This is a genomic window from Christensenella intestinihominis (assembly GCF_001678845.1).
GTDB lineage: Bacteria > Bacillota > Clostridia > Christensenellales > Christensenellaceae > Christensenella > Christensenella intestinihominis.
Genome location: NZ_MAIQ01000005.1, coordinates 63,905 through 82,162 on the forward strand (window position 1 = coordinate 63,905; position 18,258 = coordinate 82,162).

The following is an 18,258-nucleotide window of genomic DNA, read 5'->3' on the forward strand; positions in this document are numbered from 1 at the left end:
CGGGCGCAGAAATGCGTCCGTATTTTTTTGCTGAAATGCTTGACCCTAACGTTGCGTAATAGTTTATGATGAATCTATCGAAGGAAGGTGACGGAATGACGGTAAAAGAAATGTCCCGCATCGCAGGCGTCAGTGTGCGCACACTGCATTATTACGATGAGATCGGCCTCCTGCGTCCGGGAACGGTGACGGAGGCGGGCTACCGGATTTACGGGGAAAAGGAACTTGTGCGGCTGCAGCAAATCCTGTTTTTCCGGGAGCTTGGTTTTCCGCTGAAGGAAATCAGGAGCATTATGGAAAATCCGTCCTTCGATGAAAAAGAGGCGCTTTTGAAACAGCGGAAGCTCCTGGAATTAAAGCAGGAACGGCTTTCGGGGTTGATGCGCCTGATTGACAAAACGCTGAAAGGAGACAAGCATATGAGCTTTGAAGAATTTGACGAAAGCAGGCTGGAAGAGATGCGGAGGGAATATGCCCGTGAAGCCAGGGAACGCTGGGGAGAAACCGAGGCGTACCGGCAAAGCGAGGAAAGGACGGCAGGATACGGAAAGGGCGATTGGGCGCGCCTCGACGCGGAAATGGAAGGCCTGTTCCGCCGCTTTGCGGAAGCGATGGAATTCCCGCCGGAGGATGGAGCGGTGCAGGCGCTGGTTCGGGAATGGCAGCAGCATATCACCCGAAATTATTATGAATGCACCGATGAAATCCTTGCGGGACTGGGAAAGATGTATATTGCGGACCGGCGGTTCGCGAAAAATATTGACCGCTATGGCAAGGGACTTGCGGAATTCATGAGCAAGGCCATCGCCCATTACTGCAAATAGAAAAAACGGCCCGGGATGATTGCCCGGGCCGTTTGACGTCCGGCCGCTTTCGCCTGGCGGAACGCCGTATGGGATTCTTGGAGCGGTTCTTTTATCCGGCCGCTTTGCGCATGGCGCGTTCGCTTATAATTCCTTTGTATTTATATACCGAAAGGAAAAGCCCGATAAGGCACATACTGACGACAAGCCCCCAGCCCGTGCACAGGACCAGCGGCAGGGAAAAGGACCGTATTGTGAGGATGCCGAAATTGGTGAGGAAAAAAATCGCGCTTTGGATTGCGAATACGGACGATATCCCCAGCAGTACGAAGAACGCGAGTCTGTTGCGCTGGCGGAATGCGAGCGCGAACATACGGGCAACCAGTGCGGCAATTCCACCGATCACCAGGAGGCCGGGCCCCCAGCCGTATTTTGCAATGATATAAAGCAGCATAAAATCGCTCTGGAAGAAATTGATATTGCCCGGCTGCATGCCGGAAGGCGGAACGGACATCTGCCCGGCCAGGCGCGCGTTTGCGAATACATCCTGTATATTTTCCCAATTCAGTTCCGCGTTCATTCCGGTGTGGGACACCGTGTTATAGCGCATGATGCTGTCGAGGAATATGGCCCTGCTGTCGCCGGGCATGATTCCGGTGGCGGTGGCGGCGTTCAGGAGGCTTTGCCACCACAGCAAAACCGCGAAGAGCACCGCCGCGCCGACGAGCGGTATGACGGCAAGCAGGAAGGCATATTTATCCTGACGCCCAAACCACCCGCGCAGGACGGCGGCACAAAGGACAGTACAGCAGGAACCGCCGAGGATCAGCATTGCCGTGGGAGCGGGCTGGAGGAACGCAAGCCCGGACGGAAGCAACGCAAGCAGTCCGCAGCAAAGGACGCCGCGGCGGCCCTTGTCTTTGAACGCATAGATCACGCCGCAATACAGGGGAACGAACAAAAGAAGGGTATAGCCGAAGTATCCGGTAAACCACGGCTGGTGCGCGGGAAACGCGACAGCCGGCCACAGGAAAAAGAACAAGGCGGCGATCAGGTAAAAACGCAGGGGATATTTTGCCAGTAAGGTAAAATCGAGCAGGTAGGCCGCGGCCATGACGGCGGCGCCGACTGCCGCCGCTTCCGCAAAGTGGGGGAGGTAATGATATTCCGACCACGAGCCGCCAAGCACGATGGATTGGAGGTATACGCCCAGCAATACCAGCGCCATGACGGCCAGGAGCGTGGCAATGTCGGGCGTTGGCCGGTGCGTCCGGTCGAGCGCCATTCCCACGGTTACAGGATCGCCCATCTGCCGCACGGTTTCCCGCCGGGCTTCCGTTTCGGAAAGCCCCATCACCTCGTAAGCCGCCTGCTGGTCGTCCATGTGGGCGGCCAGCTCCCCGGCGATATCCGGCCGGGCCTTTTTGCAGCGCACCTGGCCGCAGACCTCGTCAATATACCGGTTGAATGCATCAGGTTGCTTCACAATGGGCACCTCCCATCACGCGGTTTACGGCAGAGGAATATTTTTTCCATTCACGGTGTTTTTCCCGGTAAAAACCAATTCCTTTTTGTGTGATCCTGTAGTATTTGCGGATGCGCGCACCGCCCGCTTCCTGCTCGTAAGATTCAAGCAATCCCTTCCGCTCGAGGGAATGGAGCAGGGGATAGAGCGTCCCCGCTTTCAATTCAAATACATTTTCGGATTCCCGCCTCAGGGTTTCAATCATCTGGTATCCATACATATCTTCCTGTTCCAGCAGCCTGAGAACCAGCATTGCCGTGCTGCCCGCCAAAAGGCCCTTATCGACTGTCATCGGTTTATCCTCCTTTATATATAGATGATCTATATATAATATATATAGACGGTCTATATATGTCAAGGAAAATAAGGCGGGAACAGAAGGTTTTTTGATTTCGTATGCAGGACACCGGCGGCGGTTTTGTGCAATTTGTCAGTTTGTAAGGACAATACGAGCGGCGCGGGCAGGAACGGGAAACGGCTTAAAAAGCGTTTAACAGAAAGGATTTTTCCATATCCTATTCCTTCATGGTTTTTTTACAAAATATTCTTAAAAAATCCCAAATAGAGATTGATATTTTATATGAAAAACGGTACAATAAAAGAACATGTTAAATATTTAACAATGTCAGCGCCGGGGGGCGAAATGAAAATCAGGAGGTCTTGGATTTGGACAACGAAGAGATGAAGCAGACTTTGGACGGGATTCTTAAGGAGCATCCCAAAAAATCGGAAATCATTCCTATTTTACAGGCGGTACAGAAGGAATACCGCTATCTTCCCGAAGAAGCGCTTTGCTATGTGGCCGAAAAGCTGCATGTCGGCGAAGCGAAAATATATTCCATCGCAACTTTTTACGAAAATTTTTCCCTTGAACCGAAGGGGAAATATGTAATTAAGATATGTGACGGGACGGCATGCCATGTCCGCAAGTCGATCCCGATCCTTGAAGCCCTCCGTAAGAAACTCGGGCTTTCCGAACAGAAGAAAACGACGGACGATATGCTTTACACGGTCGAGACGGTTTCATGCCTCGGGGCATGCGGGCTTGCCCCGGTGCTTACGGTGAACGACAAAGTATACCCGACGATGACACCTGATTCAGCATGCGAATTAATCGACACACTGAAATAAGGCAAGGTCGGCTTGCCTGTATGGATTTGTGGACCCGGATGCTGTTACCATCAATTACGGAAGGAACGGATTATGATACATAACGTAAAGGAATTAAATAAATTTAAGAATCAATACAAGAAATCTATGGAAGCGCAGTACAAAAAAGTATTGGTCTGCGCGGGGACCGGCTGTGTCGCGGGCGGCTCGCTTGAAATATTCAGCCGCCTGAAGGAGCTTGCGGAAGCGGCGGGGCTTCCCGTATCGGTGGAGCTGAAAGAAGAGCCGCATGAAGAAATCGCTTTCAAAAAGAGCGGATGCCACGGCTTTTGCGAAATGGGGCCGCTCTTGCGGATCGAGCCGTTTGGCTGGCTGTATGTGAAGGTAAAGCCGGAGGACTGCGAGGAAATCCTTGAAAAGAGCCTCAAGGGCGACGAACCGGTGGAACGCCTTTTATTCCACCAAGACGGTAAGGCGTACGCCGCGGAGGAAGAAATCCCGTTTTACAAAAAGCAAACGCGTATGGTCCTTTCAAACTGCGGGCATACGGACGCGGAAGCAATCGAGGAATATATTGCGCGCGGCGGCTACCAGGCCGTTGCAAAGGCGCTGTTTGATATGAAGACGGACGATATTGTCGGGGAAGTGATGGATTCCGGGCTCCGCGGGCGCGGGGGCGGCGGCTTCCCCACGGGCAGGAAGCTCCAGCAGGTGGCCAAACAAAAGGAAGTCAGGAAATTTGTCGTGTGCAATGGCGACGAGGGCGACCCGGGCGCGTTTATGGACCGGAGCATCATGGAAGGCGATCCGCACAAGATGATCGAAGGCATGATGATCGCGGGTATCGCAACGGGCGCGCATGAAGGCTATATCTATGTCCGTGCGGAATATCCGCTGGCCGTCAAGCGTTTGCAGACGGCGATTGCCGCCGCGGAAAAGCAGGGACTCCTGGGGGACAATATTTTGGACAGCGGCTTTGATTTCACGCTGAAAATCAACCAGGGCGCGGGCGCATTCGTATGCGGCGAGGGCAGCGCGCTCACCGCCTCCATCGAGGGCAACCGCGGGATGCCGCGGGTAAAACCGCCGCGTACGGTGGAACAGGGGCTGTTCGGCAAGCCGACGGTGCTTTCAAACGTGGAGACCTATGCGAATATTCCGATGATTATATTGAACGGTTCGGGCTGGTTCCGCAGCATGGGAACGGAAAACAGCCCGGGCACCAAGGCCTTCGCCCTCACGGGAAATGTCAACAACACCGGCCTCATCGAAGTGCCGATGGGCACGACGCTGCGGGAGGTTATTTTTGACATCGGGGGCGGCATCAAAAACGGCAAGAAATTCAAGGCGGTACAGATCGGCGGGCCGTCGGGCGGATGCATGACGGAAGAGCACCTCGATATGCCGATGGATTTCGATTCCCTGAAGAAAAAAGGCGCGATGATCGGGTCCGGCGGCCTTGTGGTGATGGACGAAGACAACTGCATGGTTGAGGTGGCGCGCTTCTTTATGAATTTTACGCAAAACGAATCGTGCGGGAAATGCGTTCCGTGCCGCGAAGGCACGCTCCGCATGCTTGAAATCCTTGAACGCATTGTCGCGGGCAAGGGAGAGCAGGAGGACCTCGATATGCTGGAGGAGCTTGCGGATATGATCTCCAAGACCGCGCTGTGCGGCCTCGGGAAAACCGCTCCGTCGCCCGTCATCAGCACGATGAAGTATTTCCGGGACGAATACCTTGCGCACGTGGTTGACAAGAAATGCCCCGCGAAGAACTGCCAGGCGATGAAGCAGTTTGTGATCGTGGAGGAAAAATGCAAGGGGTGCAGCAAGTGCGCGCGCCAGTGCCCGGTGAACGCAATCAGCGGGGAAATCAAAAAACCGTTTGTGATCGATGCGGAAAAGTGTATCAAATGCGGCGCCTGCGAAGAGGCGTGCAGTTTTGGCGCGGTCGCGGAGCAGTTCTAAGGAAAGGAATTTAGTGGTATGACTGATAAGAAACACATGATTATAGACGGGCAGATCGTCAATTTTGACGAAGAACAAAATATTCTCGCGGTAATCCGCAAGGCGGGGATCGACCTGCCCACCTTCTGTTACTATTCGGAGCTTTCGATTTACGGCGCGTGCCGTATGTGCGTGGTGGAAGATGAATGGGGAGGCATTATCGCCTCGTGTTCCACGCCCCCGCGTGACAAGATGAAAATAAAGACCAATACGCCGCAGCTTTTCCGTTACCGGAAAATGATTTTGGAGCTGCTGCTGGCGAGCCATTGCCGCGATTGTACGACATGCGCGAAAAACGGGAAATGCCGCCTGCAGGAATTGGCGCTTCGCTTCGGCATCGATAACGTACGCTTTGAAAACACGAAAAAGCAGGAGGAGATCGACGACTCCGCGCTCTCCATCATTCGTGATTCCTCCAAGTGCATTCTTTGCGGCGACTGCGTGCGCATGTGCAGCGAGATTCAGAATGTGGGCGCGATTGATTTTGCGTACCGCGGATCGAACATGACGGTTTCGACGGCGTTTAACAAGCCCCTTACGGAGACGAACTGCGTGAACTGCGGACAGTGCGCGTCGGTATGCCCGACGGGGGCCATTGTGATCCGTAATTGTACGCAGAAATTCTGGGACGCCATTTACGACGACACCAAGCGTGTGGTGGTGCAGTTTGCGCCCGCCGTGCGCGTGGCCCTCGGCGACGAGTTCGGCCTCGAGCCGGGCACCAACGTCGCGGGGAAAATTGTAGGCGCGCTTCGTAAAATGGGCGTGGACGAGGTTTACGACACCACCATGGGCGCCGACCTTACCGTGATGGAGGAATCCAAGGAATTTGTCAAAAAATACAAGTCGGGGACCAAGCTGCCGCTGTTCACGTCGTGCTGCCCGGCCTGGGTGAAATATGCGGAGCATGCGCATCCGGAGCTGGTAGAACAAATTTCCACCTGTAAATCGCCGATGCAGATTTTTTCGGCGGTCATCAAAGAACATTTTAAACAGGTGCAGGAGGTGGACGGCAAGGAAACGGTTGTGTTTGCCATCATGCCCTGTACGGCGAAAAAGGACGAGCAGGTGCGCCCCGAATTCCTGCATGGGGACGGCTCGCGGGATACGGACGGCGTAATTACCACGCAGGAGTTTGCAAGCATCCTGAAGCAGGCGGGCATCGTGTTCGAGGACATCGACCCCGAGGCCGCGGATATGCCGTTTGGCATTACGACCGGCGCGGGCGTGATTTTTGGTGTGACGGGCGGCGTGGCGGAAGCGGTGATCCGCAGGGTTGTGGATGACAAAAGCAATAATATGCTGCATAATATAGCATATACGGGCGTACGCGGTATGGAAGGCATTAAGGAAGCGAGCATCCCGTATGGAGACGGCCGCGTGAAGATTGCCGTGGTAAACGGCCTCGCGAACGCGGAAAAATTGATCGAGCAGATTGAAATCGGCGAGGCGGAATATGATTTTGTAGAGGTCATGGCGTGCCCGGGCGGATGTATCGCCGGGGCGGGACAGCCGTTTACGCGCCGGGAAGGAAAAGAAGACCGTGCGAAGGGGCTTTACGATGCGGATAAGCTGTCGCAGGTGAAGCGCTCGGAGGAAAACCCGGTGATGATGGGCCTTTACGGCGGGATTTTGAAGAATAAAATCCATGAGTTGCTGCATGTGGATTATAGTAAAGGGGAGGAGAACGCAAAATGATGACAATCAACATTTGTATTGGAAGCGCGTGCCATTTGAAGGGGTCTTATAACGTGGTAAGCGAGCTGCAGGAAATGATCGAGGAAAATAAGCTGGGCGACCAAGTGGAGCTTACGGGCGTATTTTGCCTCGGGCACTGCACAGACGCGGTTTCCGTGCAGGTTGGCGATGAAATTTTTTCCGTAAATACGGATAATGTCGGGGAGTTTTTCAAAAACCAGGTGCTGGCAAAAATTTGACGGGAACGGGTTGGAATGATGAACGTGCATCAGCGCGGCGGCGTAGGCCGGCGCGCTTTGCGCATCTGTGTATTTTAAACGGCCCTCCGCGGAACCCGAGTGAATGCCTGAGCTTCCAGGAGCAGAATGCGATTGGCAAAAGCGAAGGTATGCAAAGCTGCGAAGCGCAATGAGTTTCGTAGGGGGAGAGAAACCGCCTGTAAGCGAGGTTTTGCCCGAAAGGGAAACAACTTTAAGCAAAGGGGGCGCGCGGGGGAAATGCAATGTCCGCCCGCGAAGCGACTGAAAGGAGCGTTATAAGGTATGAGTATCATACAGTTTAAGGAAGCAAACTGTAAAAATTGTTATAAATGTATCAGAAGCTGCCAGGTGAAATCAATCGCCTTCAAAAACGAACAGGCGGAGATTACGGAAAAAGAATGCATTTTGTGCGGGCATTGCTTTTTGGCCTGCCCCCAGAATGCGAAATACGTAAACAGCAGCCTCGACAAGGTCAAGGGATTTATCAAAAATGGAGACAAGGTATATGTTTCGGTTGCGCCGTCTTTTGCGAGTTGCTACCGGAACGCAACTTTCCCGAAAATTTCCTCGGCGCTGAAAAAGCTTGGTTTCACGGGCGTGGAGGAAACCTCGATTGGTGCGGCGAAGGTATCGCAGAATTTTATGGAGCTTATGCGTGAGCATAAGATGAAAAATATCATTACCACCTGTTGCCCGACGCTCGTGCTGCTGGTGGAAAAATATTATCCCGAATTAATCCCTTACCTTGCGCCGGTGGACGCGCCCATGACGGCGCACGGCAAAATGATGAAGGAGGTATATGGTCCGCGCATCAAAACCGTTTTTGTCGGTCCGTGTATCTCGAAAATACACGAAGCGCAGGAATCGGACGGGGCCATCGACGCGGTGGTGCTGTTCGACGAATTGATGCAGTGGCTTAAGGAAGAGGGTGTGGACCTCGAGGCAGAGGACCCGGATGTTCGTGAAATGAAAGCGACCGTAAACCGCCTGTATCCGATTCCCGGCGGAATTATCCAGACGATCGACAAACCTGTCCGCCAGTCCTATAAATGCGTCGCCGTGGATGGAATCGACCGCTGCGCGGAGGTGCTGGATTCGCTGAAATCGGGAGAGCTGGAAAATTTCTTTTTGGAAATGAACGCCTGCCCGGGCAGCTGCCTCGGCGGGCCGGGCGCAAAGGAAATCGATATTCCGTTCCTGCACATCAAGGACCGTACGCTGCAATACGCGAAAAACCGCACCGCGTGCGGAGCGCCCCTGACGGAGGATGCGAAAACGGGAATCGGGCGGCAGTACCGCGACCGCTCCCTCCACCGCCGTATCCCCGGCGACGAAGAAATACAGCAGGTGTTTGTGCGCATGGGCAAGACAAGCGAGGACAAAATCCTCAATTGCGGCGGCTGCGGATATCCGACCTGCCGCGACAAGGCGATCGCCGTTTTGCAGGGCAAGGCGGATATCAGGATGTGCCTGCCGTTTATGCGCGAAAAGGCCGAGAGCATTTCCAATGTGGTGCTGGATAATACGCCGAATGCAATTGTTATCCTGGACAGCGATTTCAACCTGATGGAATACAACAAGGCGGCGGCGGAACTGTTCCACTTGAACGAAAGGAATTATGTCGGACGGCCGGTGTCGATGATTATCGATTGTGACGATATCGACGAAGTACGGGAAACGGGGGAAAATATCCTCGACCGCAAGGTGTTCTATCAGGACCTTGGAATCACGGTTAAGCAGTCCACGATTTTCATCAGAGAAAATTCAATGTACCTGCTGCTGATTAAGGATATTACGGAGGACGAACACCAGCAGAAAAGAATCAACGAAATGCGTGCGGAAACCATGGAGGTTACGCAGGAGGTCATCAACAAACAGATGCGCGTGGCGCAGGAGATTGCAAGCCTGCTTGGGGAAACGACCGCGGAAACAAAGCTTGCGCTCACAAACCTCAAAAAGTATATCCAGGAGAGCGAAGATGAGCGTATTTATTGAGACGAACAATGAGAGCCTGTTCAAGTACGGGGAGGAACTGTGCGGGGACAAGGTGGAGATTGTGCGCAAGGGGGATGTGACGACGATCGTCCTCGCGGATGGGCTCGGGAGCGGCGTAAAGGCGAATATCCTTTCGACGCTGACCAGTAAGATTGCCGCGACTATGCTTTCAGAGGGTGCGGACATCTATGAAACGGTGGAGACGGTTGCGTCCACGCTGCCCGTGTGTTCGGAACGCGGGCTTGCGTATTGCACGTTTACCATCCTGCGCGTTAATACGGCCGGGAAGGCCCATATGGTGGAATTCGATAACCCGCAGGCCATTATCCTGCGCGGCGGAAGGGAAGTCCCGGTCAAAAAAACAGAAATTGAAATTGGCGATAAAAAGGTTTTAGAAAGCCGTTTCTTTATGCAGGAGGACGATATGTGCGTCGCCTTTTCGGACGGGGCGATCCACGCAGGCGTGGGCCAGACCCTGAATTTCGGATGGCAGCGGGATAATATCGTGGAGTATGCGTGCCGCGCTTACCGCAAGGAAATGCCCGCGCGCGCGATGACGAAGCTGCTGCTTTCCGCGTGCAATTCGTTGTACGACGGCCGCCCGGGCGACGATACGACGTTTGTGACGACGAAAATACGGCATGCGCAGCCGGCGTTTATTATGGTGGGGCCTCCGGTGGATTCGTCGCGCGATCAGGAGCTGGTCGGCAAACTGATGGATGCGGAGGGAATCAAGGTGGTGTGCGGCGGTACGACGTCGCAGATCGTGAGCCGTGTTTCGGGAAGGGAGCTCCGCGTTAAGATCGATTATAAAGATACGGGCGTGCCGCCTACGGGGATGATCGAAGGAATCGACCTTGTGACCGAGGGCGTTGTGACGCTGGCCAGGGCATATGAAATTATGCAGAAATATATGTCGGAAGGAAGCGACATGGAGGAATTGTTCGATATCTTCAAGCAGGACGGCGCGTCGCGGCTGGCGCGGTTGCTTCTGGAAGACTGTACGAGCGTGCATTTCACCGTGGGACGCGCGGCCAATCCCGCGCACCAGAACCCGGACCTTCCCATAGACCTGAGCCTTAAATTGCGCATGGTGAAGGATATTGCCAAAATTCTCCGGCAGATGGGCAAGGACGTGGAGATCGAGTATTGCTGATATGGTGGTAAGGACGCTTGTTCTAAAACTGCATAAACCTTCGGCGGCAAAGCGGGAGCTGATCGACCAGGCGGTTTCCCGCTATAACCGTGCGCTTTCCTATTTGTTTGAGCATACCAAAGAGAACGTTGAACCGATCATGCGGGAAATGCAGGAGGGCGGGGCCTATCTTACGCGCCGCATTACCGGACTTCTCGGAAAAGATGTGATGGACCGGCTCAACCGGTTCGGCGTACAGCCGTTTAAAGACGCCCTGAAGCTGGATTATGCGATGGCGATGGTCGCGTGGCTGTCCCTGCGCAAAGCGCAGAAGGGGGCTCGCTATCCGCAATTGTTGGATGAAGAAAATTTTGACGGGCAGTTTTTCTCTGCCCTTGATGCGTTTGACGCGGGCGGAATCAGCCGGGAAGAGCTGCATCTGCGGATTGAACGCCTTTATAACGGCCTTAGGGTAAGAAAACCCCTGCTCTTTGGGCGATATGCAAAAAACAGGGATTATTGCCTGCTGTATGATGAAGAGCGCGGCAGGTTTTATGCCAAGCTCTATCTTTTAAGCGTCAGGGACGAAAACCGCCGCGGGGGAATCCCGCGCGGCAATGCGAAATTGCGGTATGTTTCGGACGGACATGAACCGCTTGAGCAGGACAATAAACGCGAACGGTATATTGTCGTGCCGCTTTCCTTCGGCAAGACACAGGAAACCGTGCTCCGCGAGGGCCTTAAAAACCCGCGTATATTTAAAACGGCGCGCCTGCTTAAGAAAAAAGGGGAATATTATCTTTCCGTAAACGTGGCGTGCGAATGCGAACAGGCGGAAAAAAGCAAAACCTATATGGGAATCACCCGCAGCCTCAGGGACGCGGTGGGATACGCGGTGACGGACCTTAAGGGAAAGCCGCTGGCGGAAGGGGGAATTCCTTTCCGGCAGGATACCTGCACAAAAAACGGGATGCATGCGGCGGCAAACGAGCTTGTGGAGATTGCGCGGAAAAACCGAAGCGCTATCATAACCTATCGGATGGGGAATATTGGGGACAAACTGACCAGCGGCGGCGAAACGGCAAAGCTTACCGCGGGACAGTTTAACCGCCTGGTGTCAATGGTTGCCTATAAAGCGGAGATGAAGGGCCTGAAAAAGCCCGTATTCGTCAGCGCACGGGGAATTTTCACCGCTTGTCCCCGGTGTGGCGCGAACACGCAAAAGAACCGCTTCCCCGGCGGAAGGCTCTTATGCGTGAAGTGCGGGTTTGCCGGTGAAATCGGGAAAACGGGGCCGCTCAATGCCGCGCGCCGCCTTTTGAAATATAATGGAACGGCGCTTTTGTTTTATGCCAGACACACGGGCGAAGGCCTCCTGATCCACAATGATATCCTCGGCCTTTTCTACATGGCGCAGCCGACGCAGGAGGGCATCCGGGACTTTTTCCGCTATGCGGAAAAGGCGGTGAAGGATATGAAAACGGGCAGGAAAATTCCGGGGGGAAAATCTGCGCGGGAGATCAGCTATCGTAAACGCTTTGCGAACCTCAGGGATGTGCGCGAAGAAATCACGATTGTGGATGAAGAATAGCCGGGCGGGTCATTTTATAGTATAATAAGAAACCAGGGCGCATTTTGCTGCCGCGCCATTCCTCTGGAACCCGGCCGAGAGACCTGTTTTGGGGAAATTCCGCCGAGCGGAGCGCGCGTATGCGCGTAAAAGAGCAGCTATCTGTCCGGAAGGGGCGGGGCAAAGGCCCCGCCTCTTCGACTATGCGAAACTCGAATTTTCACGAATAAAAATGTGGGGAAAAAGCAGTTATTGTTCCCGTATTTCGGTTTATTAATAAAGCGGATTACTTTTGGCTTTTGGCAGAGGGGGATTGAATGAAAAATTATTACCGGGCACGGCAGGCAGGGCGGCATACTTAGTGGGCAGCTTTTGTTTATGTCGTGCGATTTTTTTGGTAAAACCTCCGGAAGAGGAAAAGCGATCGATGCGGCGCCGCATCCGGGGCAGCAATTGTTTTCTCACGGTTCCCGATTGGAGATAAAGGAAATCAGATCACTATGAAGCGCAAAAAAGACCGGAAGGTAAAAAACATCAATGCATTGCTGATTGCGGTGGTGGTGGTTGTCATTTGTATTGGTGTGGCGGCGTTCGCCGGCGTGACAATTATGAATACGGATAACCTTGCCGTTTATACGGACGAAATTTATAAGCGGCCTTTTTCTGTGAATAATGCGGCGTGGAAGCTGCGTACGCAGATTTTATTTGCGCGCAGCACAATGCTCAACCTGCTTTCGGGGGATGACTATCCCGAAAGCCAGACGGCGGAACTGAATGTGATGTATGCAATGCGGGATAACATAGCCGTGCTTGAGGAAACGCTGGAGTCGCAATATGAGGGGAACCCTGAAACCGTTGACCAATTGGTCTCGGATGTAAACGAACTCCTGTCGATCCATGACCGCTGTATCCAGCTGATCAGGGATGGAAAGCAGGAGGAAGCGAAGACGCTTTTGTATGAGGACGCTTACCCACTCTATCTCCGGGCGGATGATACTGTGAGGGAAATTACGAATAATTCGAGTACGGCGATCGATAGGTATGTGAAACAGGCCCATGAACTGAATGAAAAGACCAACATGATGGCAATCGTATGGGGCTCGGCCCTGCTTGCGCTTGCCGTTTTGGCTTCAACCGTCAGCGTGCATGCGATCACAAAGCGCAATGAAGATATTTTCCATAACAATGCGCTGTTCCACATTATTTCGGAAAATGTTGACGATGTATTTATGATTTACGATCTCCTGGAAAACCGTGTGGAATATATTAGCGATAATGTGGAACGCATCCTTGGAATTTCAGCGGAAAGCCTAAAAAATAACCTTTGGATCGCGCGGGCTTACCTTGACGACGAAACCTTCCAAAGGCTTTCCAAGGGCTTCATGGAACCGAATATCGGCGAAATCGAGCAATACGAATTCATCATGACCGACCCGAAGACAGGGCATGAAAAAGAGCTTTGCAGCAGGCGTTATCCGATTACGGAGAACGGAAGGGTAACGAAGTTTGTATTCGTGACGAGCGACCTTACGGATGTAAACCGCGCGCAGAGTATGCTGCGCTCCGCCCTCGAACGCGCGGAAAACGCAAATACTGCAAAACGGGAATTCCTGTCGCGTATGAGCCATGAAATCCGTACGCCTATGAACGCAATGACGGGTATGATCCGCAATATGGGCTATGATATTACCGAGCCAGAGAAAATGAAAGAGCATCTGCGCAAGCTTAATATGTCTACCATGCACCTGCTGGACCTGATTAACGATATTCTCGATATGTCGAAAATAGAAAGCGGAAAAATGAAAATCGAGGTGCGGGAATTCAGTTTGAACGCCATGCTCAGCGAAATTACGGATATTATGCAGCCCAAGGCGGAAGAAAGCAAGCAGGCGTTTGACGTACTGCTGAAAAATGCGACCTGCGATATGGTCAAGGGCGATGATATGCGGATCAAGCAGGTGCTTTTGAATTTCCTTTCCAATGCGATCAAGTTCACGCCGGAACATGGAAAAATCAGGATGTCCGTGGAAGAAATGGACCGGAGGGGCAACCAGGCCTGCCTGAAATTTGAAGTCCGGGATACCGGCATCGGGATGCACGAGGAATTTTTGGAACATTTGTTTGAACCGTTCGAACAGGAACAGGGCTCCACATACCGCAAATATGGCGGAACGGGCCTCGGGATGGCGCTTTCCAAGACACTTGTGGAATCCATGGGCGGCGAAATTGAGGTGGAAAGCGTGCCGGATATGGGCAGCGTTTTTTCCTTCAGCCTGTGGCTCGAAATTGCGGACGCGGAAGGAATTTCCATTAAAATCTCCGACGAGGTCAAAAGCCTCTATGTGCTGATTGTAGAGGACGACGAAGAGATGCGCGAGCACCTGAAGCTCCAGTGCAGCCAGCTTGGGGTAGAGGCGGTTGCGGTGTCCTCCGGTATTGAAGCGGTTAAGTATATGAAGGAATCCGGGGAACGCTTTGACCTGTGCCTGCTTGACCTTTATATGCCTGATGTGGACGGCATCCATACTGCCGAATGGATTCGGTCGGAGGCGGGAAAAGACGTTTATATCGTACTTATGTCGGCTTATGACCATAAAAACGTCGAGCAGGAAGCGCTTGCGGCAGGCGTGGACGATTTCCTGACCAAACCGGTTATGCGGGCGGATATTTACCGTATCCTGCAGCGCCTGAGCGGCGAGCTTTCCCCTGCGGCAAACGGGGAAGAGAAGGCAAAAAGTTATGATTTCACCGGAAAAAGGGTGCTGATTGCAGAAGATAACGAGATTAATATGGAGGTTGCGCAGGGGCTGTGCGAGCATGTGGGCTTTAAGGTCGAAAACGCATACAATGGGAAAGAGGCGGTCGAGATGTTCCGGAAATCCCCGGAAGGCTATTACGACGCAATCCTGATGGACGTCCACATGCCCATTATGAACGGGAATCAGGCGGCGCGTACGATCAGGGGGCTGAAACGGAAAGACGCCCATACGGTCGCCATTATTGCAATGACCGCAAATGCATTTTATGAAGACGCCGCGGAGGCAATTAAAAGCGGGATGAACGAGCATCTTGCAAAACCGATTGAACCGGAGGCAATATTTGCAGCATTATATAAATTTTTGTATGATAAAAAGGACAAATCATGATAGGGGGAAAAGGGTATGGAAATGGAAACGCTGAACCGCGCCGGAATCAACTACAAGGATGGCCTGCGGCGCATGAGCGGCAATGAAGCGCTGTATCGGAAATTCCTGAAAAAGTTCCTGCAGGACGAGAGCATCGTCCGCCTGAAGGACTGCCTTTCGGAAGGCGATATGGAAGGGGTGTATGAAGCGGTTCATACGCTGAAGGGTACGAGCGGGACGCTGGGGATGTACGACCTTGCGGACAGCTGTGACGCAATGTGCAAAAAGATCAGGAACCAAGAGGCTGATTTTGATGTGAATGCGATATACAGCCGTTATGACGCCGTGGTTAAAGCGATTGGGGACATGGAGTAGAAAGAGGCCTGCAATGAAAGAAAAGGTGCTGATTGTCGACGACGCCGAGCTGAACCGTGCCGTTCTGGAAGAACTGCTTTCGCCCGAATATGATACGGTTTGCGCCTGCGGGGGCAGGGAAGCAATAGAAATCATGGATCGTGAACGCGATAATCTGGCGTTGGTGCTTCTCGATGTTATGATGCCGGATATGAACGGGTATGAGGTCCTCGAAAGCATGAATTTTAACGGAACCCTCAAACGGACGCCCGTTATTATGGTTACGGCGGCGGATTCGGCCGAGGATGAAGAAAAGTGCCTGCGGATGGGCGCGATGGACTTTGTGCGCAAGCCGTATGTAACCGACGTTGTCAAGCGGCGGGTTAAAAACGTGGTGGAATTGTACCGCTATCAAAACGGACTCGAGGAAGTGTTGGAGCAAAAAGCGGAAACGCTGTCCAACGTGAACGAAATTATCGTTGCGGTTCTCACCTCCGTACTCGAGACGAAGACCGCGGAGTCGAGGGAGCATATCCAGCGCGTCCGGCTATATACGCGCGAGCTGCTCAAATTTGTATACGAGCACAGCGACGACAAGAACGGCCTGACCCCGCAGACGATTGAAACGATTTGCATTGCGTCCGTGCTGCACGATATTGGAGAGCTGTTGATCCCGGAAGCAATTTTGCGAAAAAATTCAAGTGAACTGACGGACGAGGAGCAATTGGTCTGGCAGCAGCATACCGTAAAAGGCTGCCAGCTGATCGAGCCCCTCAGGAACATCGAAAATAAGGACTATATCAGGTATTGCTATAATATTTGCAGGTATCACCACGAAAAATGGGACGGCTCGGGCTTCCCGGACAGGCTTGTCGGGGACGATATTCCAATCTGCGCACAGGCGGTGGCCCTGGCGCATGATTACGACCGGCTGGTGGTGTCGAAGGGATATTCCCACGAGCAGGCGGTGGAGCGCATCCACGACGGATTATTCCATTCGTTTTCCCCGGTGCTTGTAGAGACCTTCCAGCTTGTGGCCGATAATTTCAGGACCATACTGGCCAGGAACCCGGAGCAGGGAAAGTAATAAAGTAAATTGTAAGGCAAATAAAAATCCATCCCGCGCGCGCGGAATGGATTTTTTGTGTACGGATGATTATGACGACCGGCCGGATGTTCCCGCCTGTGCCGCCGTACCGGCGGCGGGCGCGGGCGCTTCCTGCTTCCATGAAGGCTTGCGCAGCCGGTAGATGACCAACGGAATGGCAACCAGCACGATGATGCCGAGCAGCATGAACAGGATGTAAGTGGGATATTCGGAGGGCTTTAAGGATTCCGGCGGGATAAAGCTTGTAAAAATGACGAAGGCAATCCCGACGAGCCCTACGATTGAAGTAAGCCACATCCCGAATTTGCCTCCCGGAATCTGGAATGCGCGTTTTTCATTGGGATGGCGTTTGCGGTAAATAATGCCGGACAGAATAATAAAGATATATACGATACAATACAGGGCGACAGCCATTGTGAGGATTGTGTTGAACACGCCGTTGGTGCCCGGGATAAACACGAAAATGAGGGCGATGCCCGTCACGATAACCGCCTGCAGGATCATCAGCGCGACGGGAATATCGTGCCTGTTCGTTTTCTGGAACACGGGCGGAAGGGTGCCCTCGCGCGCGCAGCGCAGCATGCCGCGGGAAGGGCCGACGGTCCAGGCCGAAATTTCGGTGATGCACGAAAGGGCGATCATGCCCGCGATCACGGCGGTGACCCACGGGAGATTCCATCCGCTGAACATAACGGAGAAAACCTGTGCCGGATCGGCAAGGGCGATGCTGCCTTCCGCGACCAGCGCGTCGGTTACGAGGCCGGCATAGGTAAACAGCCCGGCGGTGAGGCAGGTGGCAAGGATAATGGCGCGCGGATAATTTTTGCGCGGTTTATCGATCCGGTTGGCGAAGTTTGAGGCCTGCTCCATCCCGGCGAACAGGAAAATAATGCCGGACAGCTTTGAAAGCGTTCCGAGGTCGGAAAGGTCGGGGAAAATTTTATCCGCCGTAGGCGGTGTAAAAACCCCGGGATTATGCGTAAACGCAAAGACCGTTCCGAAAATGAGCAGGACTGCCAGCGGAATAAAAAGGCCGATAATTGTGCCGTAGGTGCTGATTGCGGTAATGGGAACCCCCTTAATGATCAGGAATGTAATCAGCCAGAAGATGGAAATGACAATGATGCCAATGAAAAAATCATTTGAAAGCAGGCTCTTTGCGCCCACGATGGTGGCGATCATATCGGCAAAGGCCGCCCCCACGGTCACCATTCCAAAACACATTTGAATCCATACGAGCCATGCGGCAAGGAACCCGAAGCGCGGCGAAAGGGCGCGGCTGATCCATACGGAAAGGCCGCCGTCCTCGGGCATTGCCGTCGCAAGCTCCGCCGACACAAACGAAATTGGTATCACGAACATCAGCACGGCAAAAATCATAAAGAATACGGATTCCCAGCCGGCATACGCGATATTCGGAATACGCCTTACGGAAGCGAAATAGGCCATCGTAAGGAAAATAAGCTGCATAAATGAAATCTTTTTCATAACCCTGTTTCCTGTTAAGAGAGAACTACCTGACGTCAAAACTATTGATAAACTGCTGCTTTTCTCATAACCGGATATTT

The 18,258-nt window shown here is 53.1% G+C and carries 15 protein-coding genes; 11 read left to right on the top strand and 4 right to left on the bottom strand.

Translation table 11 applies throughout. The features are described 5' to 3' along the window. Positions 1–95 precede the first annotated feature (95 nt). Positions 96–824 carry a MerR family transcriptional regulator gene (locus BBD38_RS08180; protein WP_066686596.1) on the top strand — a complete coding sequence of 243 codons (729 nt, stop codon included), beginning with the start codon at positions 96–98 and terminating at the stop codon, positions 822–824. Positions 825–915: 91 nt separating this feature from the next. On the opposite strand, the gene BBD38_RS08185 is transcribed toward BBD38_RS08180, so the two are convergent. Then, positions 916–2,289, bottom strand: a complete 1,374-nt coding sequence (locus BBD38_RS08185) for a permease prefix domain 1-containing protein (protein ID WP_066686598.1) — start codon at positions 2,287–2,289, stop codon at positions 916–918. Beyond that, positions 2,276–2,620 (bottom strand): PadR family transcriptional regulator, encoded by a 345-nt coding sequence (locus BBD38_RS08190; RefSeq protein WP_066686600.1) that lies wholly within the window; start codon positions 2,618–2,620, stop codon positions 2,276–2,278. The genes BBD38_RS08185 and BBD38_RS08190 overlap by 14 nt, the downstream gene beginning before the upstream one ends. Positions 2,621–3,009: 389 nt before the next feature. On the opposite strand from BBD38_RS08190, the gene BBD38_RS08195 reads away from it, so the two are divergent. The 7 genes from BBD38_RS08195 (at position 3,010) to BBD38_RS08225 (ending at position 12,124) form a co-directional block, all read left to right on the top strand. Beyond that, positions 3,010–3,459, top strand: coding sequence for a complex I 24 kDa subunit family protein (locus tag BBD38_RS08195; RefSeq protein WP_066687022.1), 450 nt, complete (start codon positions 3,010–3,012; stop codon positions 3,457–3,459). A 72-nt stretch (positions 3,460–3,531) separates the two neighbouring features. Next, positions 3,532–5,406 carry an NADH-quinone oxidoreductase subunit NuoF gene (locus BBD38_RS08200; protein ID WP_066686602.1) on the top strand — a complete coding sequence of 625 codons (1,875 nt, stop codon included), beginning with the start codon at positions 3,532–3,534 and terminating at the stop codon, positions 5,404–5,406. An 18-nt stretch (positions 5,407–5,424) separates the two neighbouring features. Further along, positions 5,425–7,143: a [FeFe] hydrogenase, group A gene (locus tag BBD38_RS08205; protein WP_066686604.1), complete on the top strand. Its 1,719-nt coding sequence runs from the start codon at positions 5,425–5,427 to the stop codon at positions 7,141–7,143. Then, entirely contained in the window at positions 7,140–7,382 is a 243-nt protein-coding gene (locus BBD38_RS08210) for a (2Fe-2S) ferredoxin domain-containing protein (protein ID WP_066686606.1), read from the top strand. Before BBD38_RS08205 ends, BBD38_RS08210 begins: the two co-directional genes overlap by 4 nt. Before the next feature lie 303 nt (positions 7,383–7,685). Then, complete coding sequence (locus tag BBD38_RS08215) at positions 7,686–9,398, top strand: [Fe-Fe] hydrogenase large subunit C-terminal domain-containing protein (protein WP_066686608.1); 1,713 nt, start codon at positions 7,686–7,688, stop codon at positions 9,396–9,398. Further along, a complete protein-coding gene (locus BBD38_RS08220; protein WP_066686611.1) occupies positions 9,382–10,554 on the top strand; it encodes a SpoIIE family protein phosphatase in 1,173 nt (390 codons plus the stop codon). Before BBD38_RS08215 ends, BBD38_RS08220 begins: the two co-directional genes overlap by 17 nt. 1 nt (position 10,555) lies before the next feature. Further along, positions 10,556–12,124 carry a hypothetical protein gene (locus tag BBD38_RS08225; RefSeq protein WP_066686613.1) on the top strand — a complete coding sequence of 523 codons (1,569 nt, stop codon included), beginning with the start codon at positions 10,556–10,558 and terminating at the stop codon, positions 12,122–12,124. 252 nt (positions 12,125–12,376) lie between these two features. Here the strand turns inward: BBD38_RS08225 and BBD38_RS14685 are convergent, their stop codons facing one another. Next, a complete protein-coding gene (locus tag BBD38_RS14685; protein WP_172807799.1) occupies positions 12,377–12,568 on the bottom strand; it encodes a hypothetical protein in 192 nt (63 codons plus the stop codon). 35 nt (positions 12,569–12,603) lie between these two features. Between BBD38_RS14685 and BBD38_RS08230 the strand changes: the two genes are divergently transcribed. The 3 genes from BBD38_RS08230 to BBD38_RS08240 are packed head-to-tail and all read left to right on the top strand — an operon-like array spanning position 12,604 to position 16,669. After that, positions 12,604–15,249: a hybrid sensor histidine kinase/response regulator gene (locus tag BBD38_RS08230; protein ID WP_066686618.1), complete on the top strand. Its 2,646-nt coding sequence runs from the start codon at positions 12,604–12,606 to the stop codon at positions 15,247–15,249. A 15-nt stretch (positions 15,250–15,264) separates the two neighbouring features. Next, the gene (locus BBD38_RS08235) at positions 15,265–15,603 is read left to right on the top strand and encodes an Hpt domain-containing protein (RefSeq protein ID WP_066686619.1); all 339 of its coding nucleotides are present in this window, start codon (positions 15,265–15,267) and stop codon (positions 15,601–15,603) included. A 13-nt stretch (positions 15,604–15,616) separates the two neighbouring features. Further along, positions 15,617–16,669: a response regulator gene (locus BBD38_RS08240; protein ID WP_172807800.1), complete on the top strand. Its 1,053-nt coding sequence runs from the start codon at positions 15,617–15,619 to the stop codon at positions 16,667–16,669. Between the two features lie 69 nt (positions 16,670–16,738). Here BBD38_RS08240 and BBD38_RS08245 read toward each other — a convergent pair whose 3' ends face one another. Beyond that, the gene (locus BBD38_RS08245) at positions 16,739–18,178 is read right to left on the bottom strand and encodes an amino acid permease (protein ID WP_066686621.1); all 1,440 of its coding nucleotides are present in this window, start codon (positions 18,176–18,178) and stop codon (positions 16,739–16,741) included. Positions 18,179–18,258 lie beyond the last annotated feature (80 nt).